The sequence below is a fragment of the Roseibium sp. genome (assembly GCF_048260565.1).
Lineage (GTDB): Bacteria > Pseudomonadota > Alphaproteobacteria > Rhizobiales > Stappiaceae > Roseibium.
In genome coordinates this window covers 248,220-260,764 of sequence record NZ_JBLXGP010000004.1, presented here as the reverse complement: position 1 = coordinate 260,764, position 12,545 = coordinate 248,220, and the positions used below count along the sequence as shown (strand labels likewise).

Sequence of the window (12,545 nt, the reverse complement as noted above, 5' to 3'; positions counted from 1 at the left end):
GACAAACTGTGATCAAGATCGCATTCGGCGCGATCCGCTTCGGGCAGACAGATCTCCGGCTGATTACTTGAGCTTCATGAAGGCTTTCCGCTTCCGGAGGATGAATGATCGACTATCTGTTTTACGGCGCGAACGTCCTGTCCGCCATCGCGCTGCTGCTCGTCGGCGTGTCGGTCGTGGCCTGGAATTTCGGCGCGGACATGCTGGCCTTCGAGAAGCGGGGCGTTCCGACCACGGCACGGATCCTCAGGAAATACGTGACCAGGACGCGGCGGAACGAGGACACCCTCGCTTACGATTATTGCCACTATGTCGAATATGAGTACCGGACACCGCAGGGCGAGACGATTCGGGAAAATGAATTTCTGAGCGAGGCAGACTGGGAGCAGGCACCGGGAGAGGGACCGATCAATATTCTCTATCTGCCGGAAGATCCGACGAAGAGCTGTTACAAGATCAGGCCGTCCTCGTCGCTATTCCGGTTTTCACACAGTTTGCGGAATGGCGCTTACGGTGCCGGCATCCTGACGATTGTCGGATATGCGCTCTGGTACGTTCTGGCGATGCATGCGGCCACAGCCGCTGTCGTCATTCCGGACGACTGGCGGTCGGAGAAGGTGGAGATCTATCGAAAGATGCCGAGTGAAGACCTGATCGACCGGTTGGGTCTCGGCCGCATGGAGGTCAGCTTCTTCATCCAACTTGAACCGGACGAGGCCGGCGAGGTGCCGCAGGCGACCCGCAAACTGGACAAGAAGCTCGCAAAAACCATCGAAATCGGCGACATGCTCGAAGCACGGTTCCCGCCCGACAATAAATGGGGCGCCGTTCTGACCGTCGAAGCCGAGCGCTAACCGGTTAGAACATCGGTCTTTTTATGGTAGGCCTTGATCTCGGCGATTTCCGCCTGCATCGCCTTGAAGGCGGCGAGCACGGCCTTTTCCTTTGGATCCAGGGACTTGAGATCCAGGTGGTCGATCAGGACCTGGAGTGCTTCGCCGATGCGGCCGATCTGCCGGCCGTAGCTGCCGACTTCGGTCAAGATATCCTGCTCGACCTCGGGCGCGGACGACCGGCCGAGATTGATGTTGATCAGACCGAACTGGCTGCCGAAGGCCTTGAACATGTCGGACCAGGGATTGATCGATTGCAGAACATCGCCGGACAGAGGAAGCCTGAGAGACGGCATGGGGCAAATCCTTCTCTAAAACGGGCACATGAATGCATTCGCCCATCGGGCGGCATTTATTGCGACGCAAAATGAGCGCGCGTGCAAGACAAAATCAGAAGTTGCTGATCAAATTCCGCCGGCCTTGGCGGTTGCCAGCGCGTTTGCCATGGCGCCGGCGAAGCTGGTGCGGTCGTCCGGATTGAGGAAATTTCCAAGATCGACGTTCTTGCCCCGCGACGTCAGGGTCAGCTTCGTCACGCCTTCGTCCTCGATCCGCGTGATCGACAGGCGGACCCAATAGGGATTGAAGCGGTATTCCTGGTGGCGTTTTCCCGGACCGACCTTGCGGATGACGATTTCCGTGCGCGACACGATCACTTCCTCATAGGCGCGTGCGGCGGCGTAGTTCAGGTGGAAAGCCAGCCAGATCAGAAGCGCGTCCAGGCCGAAAAACCCGAACACCGGCCAGGCCCCCATCAACAGGAACGCCAGACCCGAAACGAAGCTGACACCCCCAATGAAGAGCATCAGCAACAGGAAACCCTTCGGACCCAGGGACCGATAGGGTGTCAGGATCGCGGAAAAAAACGGGGCCTCATCCCCGGTCTCATACGCCTGTTGCTCGTGTTTCGGATTGTGATCGCTCATGAGGCATGATTATAGAGAGAGCATGGCAGAAGCAAAGACCCTCGCCCCGCGCAAATCTGCGGCAAAAACGGCGACGAAAACAAAGCGCAAGACGCCTTCGGTGGCAAATCCGGGCCGCGTCCTGAAGAAGTCACGGTACACGCGGGCCGAGACCTACGCGATCTTCGAACGGTTCCACGCCGACAACCCGGAGCCGGAAGGGGAACTCGACTATGTGAACGCGTATACGTTGCTGGTCGCCGTCGTCCTGTCGGCGCAGGCAACCGATGTCGGCGTCAACCGGGCGACGAAACATCTGTTTAAGATTGCCGACACGCCGGAAAAAATGCTCGCACTCGGCGAAGATAAGGTGCGCGAGGAAATCCGCACCATCGGCCTTTTCAAGACCAAGGCAAAGAACGTCATTCTGCTGTCGGAACAGCTGATCCGCGATCACGGCGGCGAGGTTCCGGAAGACCGGGAAGCGCTAGAGAAACTGCCCGGCGTCGGCCGGAAAACCGCCAACGTGGTGCTCAATATCTTTTTCGGACATCCGACCATTGCCGTCGATACCCACCTGTTCCGGCTCGGCAACCGGATCGGCATCGCGCCGGGAAAGACGCCGCTCGACGTTGAAAAGGCGATGGAAAAGGCGGTTCCGGCGGAATTCGGCCGTCATGCCCATCACTGGCTGATCCTGCACGGGCGCTACATCTGCAAGGCGCGCAAGCCGGAATGCCGGCGCTGCGTCATCTACGATCTGTGCAAGAGCCCGGAAAAAGAGCCGCTGGATTCCATTCCGGAAATCGCGCTCAGAACCAGGGCGCAAATCGAACGGCAGAAAGCCGCCGGATCCTGACACCGGGAAGTTGGCGAGAAAGTTCATACCCGCAGGGTTCGCAAGGCGAAGAGCCCCCGGTGCTTATGCGAGGTCCCGCCTGGAGCGACAGCGCGAGTTCAGAAAATTCAGGCGATGCGGGGAGCCGAAATCAGCGTTTCGGACGCAGGCGGACGACCACGTCGACGCGAACGATTTCCATGCCTTCCGGCGCCTGCGGGATAGAGCCGATGCCGACACCTTCGCCCGGAATATCGAACACCTCGTTTTCACCCTCGATGAAAAAGTGGTGGTGATCGGATACATTTGTGTCGAAATAGGTCTTCGTGCCCTCGATCGCCACTTCGCGCAGAAGCCCTGCTTCCGTGAACTGGTGCAGGGTGTTGTAAACGGTCGCCAGCGAGACGGGGACATTGACGGCCACGGCTTCCTCATGAAGCAGCTCGGCGGAGACATGCCGATCTCCCTTTGAAAAAAGGATCTCGGCGAGTGACACGCGCTGGCGTGTCGGCCGGAGGCCTGCCCGGCGCAAAATATCGGAGACATCCGTATCGGTGTGATGAATCGGCGTGATGTCTGTCATTTCCGCGTCTTTAGTCCTGTCTTCCGTTTCGTCCCGGACGATAACCTGAAAAGGCTCACAATTTGTTCGCCGCCCGGCCGTTTTGGGCGAAATCAAACCGCCATTCCCCCTTTTCTGCCATTTCTTGGCACAAAGACGCAAGTTTTTCCTTGAAAGATGAAAACGGGCTTCCTTACAAAGCTTTGTCAATTTGACGCAGGCATTGGGAAAAAACTGACGCAAACTGCGGAAACTTACCGCCTGCGTGGACTTCCAGAGCAGGTAACCCTGTGTTAGGAAGGCGCCGAATACCAAATGAAAACCAACTTCTGGCCTGATGCTTCGGCGAGAGCCAGATGCAAAGCACATAACGGACCCTGAATGACCGAGCGGCGCTCCAGCTACGACTACGAAGATCTTCTCACCTGTGGACGCGGTGAGCTTTTCGGACCAGGCAACGCACAACTGCCGCTGCCGCCCATGCTCATGTTCGACCGGATCACGGAAATTTCCGAAACCGGTGGCGAATTCGACAAGGGATTCATTCGCGCGGAATTCGACATCAAGCCCGACCTCTGGTTTTTCCCCTGCCACTTTCAGGGCAACCCGGTCATGCCGGGATGTCTCGGCCTGGATGCCATGTGGCAGCTGACCGGCTTTTTCCTTGGCTGGCTCGGCCTGCCGGGCAAAGGCATGGCGCTCTCCACCGGCGAAGTGAAATTCAAGGGCATGGTCACGCCGGACGTCAAACTGGTTGAATACGGAATCGATTTCAAACGCGTGATGAAAGGCCGTCTGGTTCTGGGCATCGCGGATGGTTGGCTCAAGGCCGACGGCAAGCAGATCTACCAGGCAAAGGATCTCCGGGTCGGTCTTGCTCAAACCTGATCCGGTTCGCCTTTAAGGCGTTCAGGTATCTGAATATCTGGCATCCGGCCGGCGCCGGACCTATTTTCAAAAAATGGATAGACCGGACGGCTTGTGCACGCCGAACCGGTTTCAGAGTGAACAGGAGACCGTAATGAGGCGGGTAGTCGTTACCGGAATGGGGATCGTGTCGTCAATCGGCGCCAACACCCAGGAAGTTCTGGAAAGCCTTAGGCAAGGCAAATCCGGGATCGTCTTTGCGCCCGACTATGCCGAACACGGTTTCCGAAGCCAGGTTCACGGAATGCCGAATGTCGACATTCCCTCCCTGGTCGACAAGCGCCAGCTCCGCTTCATGGGTGACGGCGCGGCCTATAACTTCATCGCCATGCAACAGGCGATCGCCGACAGCGGTCTGGAGGAAACGGACGTATCCAATCCGAAGACCGGCCTGATCATGGGCTCCGGCGGTCCGTCGACGAAGAACCTGTTCCAGGCCCATCAGATTGTTCTGGAAAAAGGCTCGCCCAAGCGCATGGGACCGTTCATGGTCACCCGCGGCATGAGCTCGACCAATTCGGCCTGTCTGGCGACCCCCTTCAAGATCAAGGGGATCAACTATTCGATCACCTCGGCCTGTTCCACCTCGGCGCATTGCATCGGCGCGGCTACGGAACAGATCCAGTGGGGCAAGCAGGACGTCATGTTCGCAGGTGGCGGCGAGGAACTCGACTGGACGCTGTCCTGCCTGTTCGATGCCATGGGCGCCATGTCCTCCAAATACAACGAGACGCCGTCTACCGCCTCGCGGCCCTATGATGTGACCCGCGACGGGTTCGTCATCGCCGGCGGCGGCGGTGTCGTCGTTCTGGAAGAACTGGAACACGCCAAGGCCCGCGGCGCGAAGATCTACGCGGAAGTCACCGGCTATGCCGCCAATTCCGACGGCTACGACATGGTGGCACCGTCCGGTGAAGGCGGCGAGCGCTGCATGCAACTGGCGATCTCCACGCTCGGTGACCGCAAGGTCGACTACATCAACACCCATGGCACTTCGACCCCGGTGGGCGACATCGGCGAGATCCAGGCCATCCGCCGCGTGTTCGGCGACAACCAGCCACCGGCGTCGTCGACAAAATCCCTGACCGGCCACAGCCTCGGCGCCACCGGCGTGCAGGAAGCCATCTATTGCCTGCTGATGCTCCAGAACGACTTCATCACGGCTTCGGCGAACATCACAGAACTCGACCCGGCCCTGCACAAGGACGAAATCGTCACCGAACGGCGCGATAACGCCGGACTCGACACCGTGCTTTCCAACAGCTTCGGCTTCGGAGGTACCAACGCCTCTCTTGCCCTGTCGCGTTATCACGGTTGAGGAGCCCTGAATGTCGGGTTTGATGAAGGGTAAGCGCGGCCTCGTCATGGGCGTGGCCAACGATCATTCCATTGCATGGGGTATTGCAAAAACGCTTTCTGAGCACGGCGCGGAACTGGCGTTCACCTATCAGGGCGAAGCCTTCGGACGTCGAACAAGGCCGCTGGCCGAATCGATCGGTGCCGACATACTCCTGCCGTGCGATGTGGAAGACATTGCGACCGTCGATGCGGTCTTCGAGACCCTGAAGGAAAAATGGGGCACGATCGATTTTCTCGTTCATGCCATCGCCTTTTCCGACAAGTCGGAGCTGCGCGGAAAATATTCGGATACCTCCCGGGAAAACTTCACCCGGACCATGCTGATTTCCTGTTTCTCCTTCACGGAGATCGCGAAACGGGCGGCCCCCCTCATGCCGGACGGCGGATCGATGATCACGCTGACCTACGGCGGATCGACGCGGGTGATGCCGAACTACAACGTCATGGGCGTTGCCAAGGCGGCGCTTGAATCGTCCGTCCGTTATCTTGCGGTCGACTACGGCGAGCAGAACATCCGCGTGAACGCGATTTCCGCCGGGCCGGTGAGGACTCTTGCCGGTTCAGGCGTCTCCGATGCCCGCTTGATGTTCAACTACCAGAAGCGCAATTCGCCTCTGGGCCGGACGGTATCGCTGGAGGAAATCGGCGGAACCGGGCTCTACCTTCTGTCGGACCTGTCCGGCGGTGTGACCGGCGAAGTTCATTTCGTCGATAGCGGCTACAACATCATTTCCATGCCGCGGCTCGATGAGCTGAAGGTCCAGGAACATACGGCCGAATAAGAGTTCGATCTCTTCGGGATGGCCAAGTCTGCGTCGGTCACCACCCCTTCTGAAAGAATTGTGCGGTACCGCTTGCGCCAGTCTCCCTCCTTGATGGGGAGATGTCCGCAACCGCGGACAGAGGGGGGTCTTGAGCCTCTCCGGAAAATACTGCGCCAGAGTTTGCAACCACCGCTGTCACCCCCCTCTGTCACCTAAGGTGACATCTCCCCCGCAAGGGGGGAGAGTGGAGCGGGTGATACGGCCATCTCTCACTGCAGCTCATCAATATTGGCGAAACGCCAAGCTTAATTAATCACTTCATCCGGATAGACCCCGAAAAGGCGGGTCTGATCCAGCCAGCCTTCATAGCCTTCACCGCTGACCCGGCACCAGCCGCCGGCGCATTCCTCGACGGTTGCCAGAACCTTCGGCTCCAGCTCCGCGACAATATCGGCGTCAGACTTGGAGCGGGCGCGCAAGGGCGTACGGCCGGTTGTTTCCCAGGGCGTGACAAGCGCCGTGCGTCGGCCAGAGAGCAGCGAGTGGAACACCCAGCCTTCCTTGCCTTCCCAATCGCGGATGCGGCGCCAGTTATCGAATTCCTGGATGATCTCGACCGGCAGACCGGCCTGAACGAATGTCCATGCGATGTTGTGCTCCCGTGACGGGCCGACGCGCACATTGACCCGGTCCGACTTCAGACTGACAAAGCGGGGAACGGTCAGTCCGCTCGCACCGGTCTGGCTCGCCTGGGCCAGGACCTTCAGCGGAAGCACTGCGAGGAGCAGAACAGCAAAGAGGGTGAGGAGTCCGGTCTGACGTCTTGTCATCAAGCGGGCCATGTTATTCGGTTGTCCAATTTCAAAGGGGCCTGACTTCATGCAAAAACCTGTAGCGAAATCGACGCTGAAAAACCAGTATGCCCCGAAAGGCTATACACCGTGCGCTTCCGTCTACTTGTTTCTGCCGGGCCATCTGGTAAGGAGAAGGGAGTATTGGCGGGCGCTCCCGGATACGGTTGCGTCAAGGTTGGACTGTTGTGGTTAATGTGACCTCAACGAAACGCAAAAGGCGTTTGGGATGGCGAAAAAGAAGCCTGTGGTCGTCGTAACCCGGAAATTGCCGGATGTCGTTGAAACCCGTATGCGCGAATTGTTCGAGACGCGGCTGAACGAAAACGACCGGCCTTTCAGCCAGGCCGAACTCGTTGAAGCGGTGAAAACCGCCGATGTTCTGGTGCCGACGGTCACCGACAGGATCGATTCCTCAGTTCTGTCCCAGGCCGGCCCGAATCTCCGACTAATCGCCAACTTCGGAAACGGCGTCGACAATATCGATGTTCTGACCGCCAATAACCGGGGGATCAACGTCACCAACACACCGGGTGTTCTGACCGAAGATACCGCCGACATGACCATGGCGCTGATGCTTGCCGTGCCGCGCCGGCTGGCTGCGGGGATCAAGGCAATTGAAACCGGTGATTGGACCGGATGGTCGCCGACCTGGATGCTGGGTCACCGAATCTGGGGAAAACGCCTGGGCATCATCGGCATGGGCCGGATCGGACAGGCGGTTGCCCGCCGCGCCAAGGCCTTCGGCATGTCGATCCACTATCACAATCGCCGCAGGGTCGCTGCGGACGTGGAAGACGCCCTTGAAGCCACCTACTGGGACAGCCTCGACCAGATGCTCGCCCGCATGGACGTGGTTTCCATCCACTGTCCGCACACGCCGGCAACCTTCCATCTGCTGTCGGCCCGTCGGCTGAAGCTCATGAAGAAGGGTGCTTACGTGGTCAACACCGCCCGCGGCGAAGTGATCGATGAGAACGCACTGATCCGAATGCTGGAATCCGGCGATCTCGCCGGCGCGGGTCTCGACGTGTTCGAACATGAGCCGGCCGTCAATCCGAAGCTCGTCGAAATGGAAAATGTCGTGCTGTTGCCGCATATGGGGTCGGCAACCATCGAAGGCCGTATCGAGATGGGCGAGAAGGTCATCATCAACATCAAGACCTTCATGGACGGCCACCGTCCGCCCGACCGGGTCCTGCCGTCCATGCTTTGACAGCTTCGATTCGGCTCCGTTCCAATCGGAACACCCGCCGGATTAGCGGATTCAGGCTGCTGGCAAAGCTCTGCCCTCTCCGTTGTCACCCGGCTCGCGCTGCGTTCGGGATGACGGAATCAAGGTTTGTCATCAACCTCAACCCGCCAATTCGGCGGGTTTTTCTTTCAGCGATACTTGTTCCAGATGGCGCCTTCACCCATGCCCTCGATGAAGGCCTTGTGGGCTGCAAATTCCTGATCGCGGATCCGGGGCGGAAGCGGCTCGGGTCTTTGCCGGGCAGAAAAACTGCCAAGGCCACCGAATTCATCGGACCCATTTCCCGAATTGGTCGTGGACAGATCCTCTTCCGGCGTCAGGCTGAGTGCCGCCTGCTTGCCGCCTATCAGCTCGATGTAGACTTCCGCCAGCAGTTCGGAATCGAGAAGCGCGCCGTGCTTCGTCCGCCTGGAATTGTCGATGCCGTAGCGCGAACACAGGGCATCCAGGGAATTCGGACCGGCCGGATGCTTGCGCCGGGCAAGATCCAGCGTATCGAGCACCTGGGAATTGGGAATGATGCGGCGGCCGGCGCGCTCCAGCTCCATGTTGATGAAGCCCATATCGAAGGCCGCATTGTGGATCACCAGCGTCGCATCGCCGACGAACTTCAGAAATTCGTCTGCGATCTGCGCAAAAAGCGGCTTGTCGGACAGGAATTCCTCGGAAAGACCGTGAACGTTGAAAGCCTCGATCGGCATGTCCCGTTCCGGGTTGATGTAGACGTGATAGAAATTTCCGGTCGGAACGTGGTTGAACAGCTCGACGCCGCCGATTTCCACCAGACGGTCCCCGCCACGCGGATTCAGGCCCGTCGTTTCCGTATCGAACGATATTTCGCGCATGTCTTCCGGTCTTTTTTGAAATGTTCCGCCGGTTTCAGTCTGCCGATTGTTTCACGAAGGGCAAGCGCACCGACACACTTGTCCCCGGATCGCCCATCAAACCATCCCCGCAACGGCTCTCAGCACTGCCGCAACCGACCGTTCGGCCGACTCCATCCCCAGACCGGTATCGATCAGGAAATGCGCCCGGCGACGTTTTTCCGAGTCCGGCATCTGCTTCGCGACGATGGCATTGAACCGGTCCTCGGTCATCCCCTCCCGTGCAAGCACCCGCGCTTTCTGGATGTCTGCATCGGCCGTGACGACGACCGACGCATGGACCCGGCGATCGCCGCCGGTTTCAAACAGAAGGGGAATGTCGAGAACGACGATCCGCCGATCCTCGGCCCGGGCCTTTTCAAGAAAGAGCTTCTCTTCCTCGTGGACCAGCGGGTGGATGATCGCTTCCAGGCGCTTCATCGCTTCGGGCTTTCCGATGACGTGGGGCGATAGCAGGGTCCGGTCGACCTTTCCGTCCACCACCGTTCCGGGAAATTCCGCTTCGATCAGAGGCGCGGCGCGACCCGAATAGAGCCGGTGCACCATGGCATCCGCGTCATGGCATGGGACGCCCCTGGCGGCAAACATCTTCGCGGTGGTCGACTTGCCCATGCCGATGGAGCCGGTCAGGCCGAGCTTGATCATGAAGTTTGCTCCAGATCGTCGAGCACGAGCCGGCGCAACTCTTCATCCACTTCCGGACGGACACCGAACCATTTTTCAAATCCCGGGACGGCCTGGTGCAAGAGCATGCCCATACCGTCGACCGTGCGGTTCCCTCGTTCAGCTGCCTGTTTCAACAAATCGGTCGTGAGCGGCACATAGACGATATCGGTCACCAGCGCCTCTTTCGGCAGATCGGCAAGATCCAGGTCCAGCGGCGCCTTTCCGGTCATTCCAAGGGAAGTCGTGTTCACCAGGAGATCGGCTTTTCCAAGAAATGTCCCCAGCTTATCCCAAGAATGGGCATAAACCGACAACCCGAACTGATCCGCTATTTCACTGGCCTTTTCGAAGGTCCGGTTGAAGATATGCACACTTGTGAATTTTCTGGAACACAAGGCCCAGACGATTGCACGGGCAGCGCCGCCGGCGCCCAGGACAATCGCACAATCGTGCCTGTCATCCCAGGCGGGTGCCATCTGGTCCAGATTTCCCAAGAAACCGATACCGTCGGTGTTGGCTCCACAAAGTCGGCCGCCTTCGTCGAGCCAGAGCGTGTTGGCCGCTCCCATTTTTTCAGCGGCTTCGTCCAGGACATCACAGGCAGCCGCGGCCGTTTCCTTGTGAGGGATGGTGACGTTGCATCCCTTCAGGCCGGAGGCTGCGAAATTGCCGTAAAACGCAACGGCGTCTTCCGGGGCAACGGCAATTTTTTCGTAACTGCCGTCGATGCCGTGTTTTTTCAGCCAGTGGCCGTGAACCAGCGGCGAGCGGGAGTGGGCGACAGGCCAGCCGGTAACGCCTGCCCTGGTTTTTTCGGCCCTAATTTTTTCGGTCATGTTTCAAGCACGTTCAGTTTACGGAGTTCCGCAAGGAGCGGCAGCAGGGGCAGTCCGAGAACCGTAAAATAGTCGCCCTCGATTTTTTCAAAGAGCTGAACGCCCGGGCCTTCCAGCTGGTAGGCGCCGACGCTTGAAAGCGCGACATCGCCGACCTGCGCCAGATAATGGCCGACGAAGGCGGGCGTAAGCTTGCGCATGGTGAGCCGGGCAATCGAGACATGCCGCCAGATCGCCTCGCCATCTTTTGAAATCACGACGGCCGAAAGGAGTTCGTGGGTCTTGCCGGAAAAGGCGAGCAGCTGACGGCGGGCAGCCTCCATGTCTTCCGGCTTGATATGCCGTTCTCCCTTAAAGGCCAGGATCTGGTCGGCGCCGATCACCAACTCGCCCGGCCGACGTTCACTGACGTCATTCGCCTTGGCTTCCGCCAGGACCTGTGCCAGGTCCTCGGGCGAAAATCCTGCCTTCAGCAGAGGTTCCTCGACCGCCCGCTCATCAATGTCCGCCGGATCAACCTCAATCGACAGACCGGCATTCTTCAGAAGTTCGGCGCGGATACGGCTGCCGCTTGCCAGGACGAGTGCCATTTCGTTCCTTTCGAACATTGTCTGTTTTCCGTTTCAGGAAGTCCTATCAGGCTTCGTCTTCCTCGCGTGCCTTTTTTTCACGGAAAAGCGCCATGATTTCCGCGGCCGTTTCCTCGATCGATCGGCGGGTGACATCGATCAGCGGCCAATCGTTCTCCGAACACAGCCGTCTTGTCATGGTGATTTCGCGGGCGATTTCCTTCCGGTCCACATAAGTCTCGTTGTAGTTTTCCGAATGAAGCGAAAGGACACGGTTTCTGCGGATTTGCTGAATCCGTTCCGCCGACGCAATCAACCCGACGATCAGCGGCTTCTTGAGACCCATCACTGCCGGCGGCAGGGGAATGTCCGGAATAAGCGGCACATTCGCCGCCTTGATCCCCCTGTTGGCCAGATAGATGCAGGTCGGCGTCTTGGAGGTTCTGGAAATCCCGAGCAGGACGATATCGGCGGATTCCAGGTCTTCCCAGATCTGTCCATCATCGTGCATCATGGTGTAGTTCAGCGCTTCCATGCGCTTGAAATATTCCGCATCGAGTTCGTGCTGTCCGCCGATCCGGTGGGTCTGGGTCACGTTCAGATAGGACTGGAAGACGGAAAAGACCGGCGCGAGAATATTAACGATTGGAATGCCCAGCTCCATGCAGCTCCGTTCCAGCCGCGTGGCGAGTTCCGTATCGACCAGGGTGTAGAGAACGATACCGGGTGCCGCTTCGATTTCACTGAGGATCCGGTCGAGTTGCTTCTGGGTCCGGACCAGCGGATAGACGTGCTCGATCTCCTGCACGTTTTCATATTGGGCCGTCGCCGCACGGGAGACGGTCATCAGGGTTTCGCCGGTGGAATCGGACACCAGATGGAGATGAAAATAGTGTCTGGACTTGTTCACGATGTCATCCCCAGGGCTGTTGATGGTTTGTGACCGGACGGGCGATCTGGATTTCCGAGATGGTACTTGTACCCGCTGAGCCGAATTTATGAACAGTTCGTTAATTTGCGCTGACTCCCGGCGAAACGATTCCGGGCTCATGTGGATTAACAGAATGACGATGGGAAATTGACAAGTGATTCACCGTTGCCCTATTTATTAACCAATCGTAAACTTTTCCGTAAACCATTGAATAGTATTTGTTTTCTGACTTATCGACTCCTGTGGAGGATAGGTTGTCCAGAATCTGAGACGATTTATCCCGATCCGAATGTGCGCTTGAACGA

At 58.5% G+C, this 12,545-nt stretch carries 15 protein-coding genes; 6 read left to right on the top strand and 9 right to left on the bottom strand.

The window, feature by feature from the left end; all coding sequences use genetic code 11:
* Positions 1-104 precede the first annotated feature (104 nt).
* Complete coding sequence (locus tag ACN0SO_RS12160; RefSeq protein ID WP_417677965.1) at positions 105-854, top strand: DUF3592 domain-containing protein; 750 nt, start codon at positions 105-107, stop codon at positions 852-854.
* Here ACN0SO_RS12160 and ACN0SO_RS12155 read toward each other — a convergent pair.
* Both ACN0SO_RS12155 and ACN0SO_RS12150 read right to left on the bottom strand, forming a co-directional pair.
* Positions 851-1,189 (bottom strand): hypothetical protein, encoded by a 339-nt coding sequence (locus ACN0SO_RS12155; protein WP_417677963.1) that lies wholly within the window; start codon positions 1,187-1,189, stop codon positions 851-853. The genes ACN0SO_RS12160 and ACN0SO_RS12155 overlap by 4 nt on opposite strands.
* Positions 1,190-1,297: 108 nt before the next feature.
* Positions 1,298-1,819, bottom strand: coding sequence for a DUF2244 domain-containing protein (locus tag ACN0SO_RS12150; protein ID WP_417677961.1), 522 nt, complete (start codon positions 1,817-1,819; stop codon positions 1,298-1,300).
* Between the two features lie 22 nt (positions 1,820-1,841).
* Here ACN0SO_RS12150 and nth point away from each other — a divergent pair, with 22 nt between their 5' ends.
* Positions 1,842-2,657: an endonuclease III gene (nth, locus tag ACN0SO_RS12145; RefSeq protein WP_417677959.1), complete on the top strand. Its 816-nt coding sequence runs from the start codon at positions 1,842-1,844 to the stop codon at positions 2,655-2,657.
* Between the two features lie 130 nt (positions 2,658-2,787).
* Here nth and irrA read toward each other — a convergent pair whose 3' ends face one another.
* On the bottom strand, positions 2,788-3,219 hold the full coding sequence (gene irrA, locus ACN0SO_RS12140; RefSeq protein WP_190291220.1) for an iron response transcriptional regulator IrrA: 432 nt from the start codon (positions 3,217-3,219) through the stop codon (positions 2,788-2,790).
* 360 nt (positions 3,220-3,579) lie between these two features.
* On the opposite strand from irrA, the gene fabA reads away from it, so the two are divergent.
* From fabA to fabI, 3 genes are all read left to right on the top strand, one after another.
* Positions 3,580-4,086 carry a 3-hydroxyacyl-[acyl-carrier-protein] dehydratase FabA gene (gene fabA, locus ACN0SO_RS12135; protein WP_346912049.1) on the top strand — a complete coding sequence of 169 codons (507 nt, stop codon included), beginning with the start codon at positions 3,580-3,582 and terminating at the stop codon, positions 4,084-4,086.
* Between the two features lie 133 nt (positions 4,087-4,219).
* Entirely contained in the window at positions 4,220-5,443 is a 1,224-nt protein-coding gene (gene fabB / locus ACN0SO_RS12130; protein WP_417677956.1) for a beta-ketoacyl-ACP synthase I, read from the top strand.
* A 10-nt stretch (positions 5,444-5,453) separates the two neighbouring features.
* Positions 5,454-6,266 (top strand): enoyl-ACP reductase FabI, encoded by an 813-nt coding sequence (gene fabI / locus ACN0SO_RS12125; protein ID WP_417677954.1) that lies wholly within the window; start codon positions 5,454-5,456, stop codon positions 6,264-6,266.
* Between the two features lie 287 nt (positions 6,267-6,553).
* Here the strand turns inward: fabI and ACN0SO_RS12120 are convergent, their stop codons facing one another.
* Positions 6,554-7,078: an SH3 domain-containing protein gene (locus tag ACN0SO_RS12120; RefSeq protein ID WP_417677952.1), complete on the bottom strand. Its 525-nt coding sequence runs from the start codon at positions 7,076-7,078 to the stop codon at positions 6,554-6,556.
* 250 nt (positions 7,079-7,328) lie between these two features.
* On the opposite strand from ACN0SO_RS12120, the gene ACN0SO_RS12115 reads away from it, so the two are divergent.
* Positions 7,329-8,315: a 2-hydroxyacid dehydrogenase gene (locus ACN0SO_RS12115; protein ID WP_417677950.1), complete on the top strand. Its 987-nt coding sequence runs from the start codon at positions 7,329-7,331 to the stop codon at positions 8,313-8,315.
* Between the two features lie 167 nt (positions 8,316-8,482).
* Here ACN0SO_RS12115 and dnaQ read toward each other — a convergent pair whose 3' ends face one another.
* The 5 genes from dnaQ to ACN0SO_RS12090 all read right to left on the bottom strand — a co-directional run bounded on the left by dnaQ (position 8,483) and on the right by ACN0SO_RS12090 (position 12,219).
* Positions 8,483-9,199, bottom strand: coding sequence for a DNA polymerase III subunit epsilon (gene dnaQ / locus ACN0SO_RS12110; RefSeq protein WP_417677948.1), 717 nt, complete (start codon positions 9,197-9,199; stop codon positions 8,483-8,485).
* Positions 9,200-9,295: 96 nt separating this feature from the next.
* Entirely contained in the window at positions 9,296-9,883 is a 588-nt protein-coding gene (gene coaE, locus ACN0SO_RS12105; RefSeq protein WP_417677946.1) for a dephospho-CoA kinase, read from the bottom strand.
* Entirely contained in the window at positions 9,880-10,740 is an 861-nt protein-coding gene (locus ACN0SO_RS12100; protein WP_417677944.1) for a shikimate dehydrogenase, read from the bottom strand. The genes coaE and ACN0SO_RS12100 overlap by 4 nt, the downstream gene beginning before the upstream one ends.
* Positions 10,737-11,330, bottom strand: a complete 594-nt coding sequence (locus tag ACN0SO_RS12095; RefSeq protein ID WP_417678226.1) for a Maf-like protein — start codon at positions 11,328-11,330, stop codon at positions 10,737-10,739. The genes ACN0SO_RS12100 and ACN0SO_RS12095 overlap by 4 nt, the downstream gene beginning before the upstream one ends.
* Positions 11,331-11,376: 46 nt before the next feature.
* Positions 11,377-12,219, bottom strand: a complete 843-nt coding sequence (locus ACN0SO_RS12090; RefSeq protein ID WP_417677941.1) for a pyruvate, water dikinase regulatory protein — start codon at positions 12,217-12,219, stop codon at positions 11,377-11,379.
* Positions 12,220-12,545: the final 326 nt, after the last annotated feature.

What these genes read in the sequence shown, in the direction of transcription:
- ACN0SO_RS12160 (WP_417677965.1), top strand. Translation starts at nt 105, where the DNA reads ATGATCGACTATCTGTTTTACGGCGCGAACGTCCTGTCCGCCATCGCG.
- ACN0SO_RS12155 (WP_417677963.1), bottom strand. Translation starts at nt 1,189, where the DNA reads ATGCCGTCTCTCAGGCTTCCTCTGTCCGGCGATGTTCTGCAATCGATC.
- ACN0SO_RS12150 (WP_417677961.1), bottom strand. Translation starts at nt 1,819, where the DNA reads ATGAGCGATCACAATCCGAAACACGAGCAACAGGCGTATGAGACCGGG.
- nth (WP_417677959.1), top strand. Translation starts at nt 1,842, where the DNA reads ATGGCAGAAGCAAAGACCCTCGCCCCGCGCAAATCTGCGGCAAAAACG.
- irrA (WP_190291220.1), bottom strand. Translation starts at nt 3,219, where the DNA reads ATGACAGACATCACGCCGATTCATCACACCGATACGGATGTCTCCGAT.
- fabA (WP_346912049.1), top strand. Translation starts at nt 3,580, where the DNA reads ATGACCGAGCGGCGCTCCAGCTACGACTACGAAGATCTTCTCACCTGT.
- fabB (WP_417677956.1), top strand. Translation starts at nt 4,220, where the DNA reads ATGAGGCGGGTAGTCGTTACCGGAATGGGGATCGTGTCGTCAATCGGC.
- fabI (WP_417677954.1), top strand. Translation starts at nt 5,454, where the DNA reads ATGTCGGGTTTGATGAAGGGTAAGCGCGGCCTCGTCATGGGCGTGGCC.
- ACN0SO_RS12120 (WP_417677952.1), bottom strand. Translation starts at nt 7,078, where the DNA reads ATGACAAGACGTCAGACCGGACTCCTCACCCTCTTTGCTGTTCTGCTC.
- ACN0SO_RS12115 (WP_417677950.1), top strand. Translation starts at nt 7,329, where the DNA reads ATGGCGAAAAAGAAGCCTGTGGTCGTCGTAACCCGGAAATTGCCGGAT.
- dnaQ (WP_417677948.1), bottom strand. Translation starts at nt 9,199, where the DNA reads ATGCGCGAAATATCGTTCGATACGGAAACGACGGGCCTGAATCCGCGT.
- coaE (WP_417677946.1), bottom strand. Translation starts at nt 9,883, where the DNA reads ATGATCAAGCTCGGCCTGACCGGCTCCATCGGCATGGGCAAGTCGACC.
- ACN0SO_RS12100 (WP_417677944.1), bottom strand. Translation starts at nt 10,740, where the DNA reads ATGACCGAAAAAATTAGGGCCGAAAAAACCAGGGCAGGCGTTACCGGC.
- ACN0SO_RS12095 (WP_417678226.1), bottom strand. Translation starts at nt 11,330, where the DNA reads ATGGCACTCGTCCTGGCAAGCGGCAGCCGTATCCGCGCCGAACTTCTG.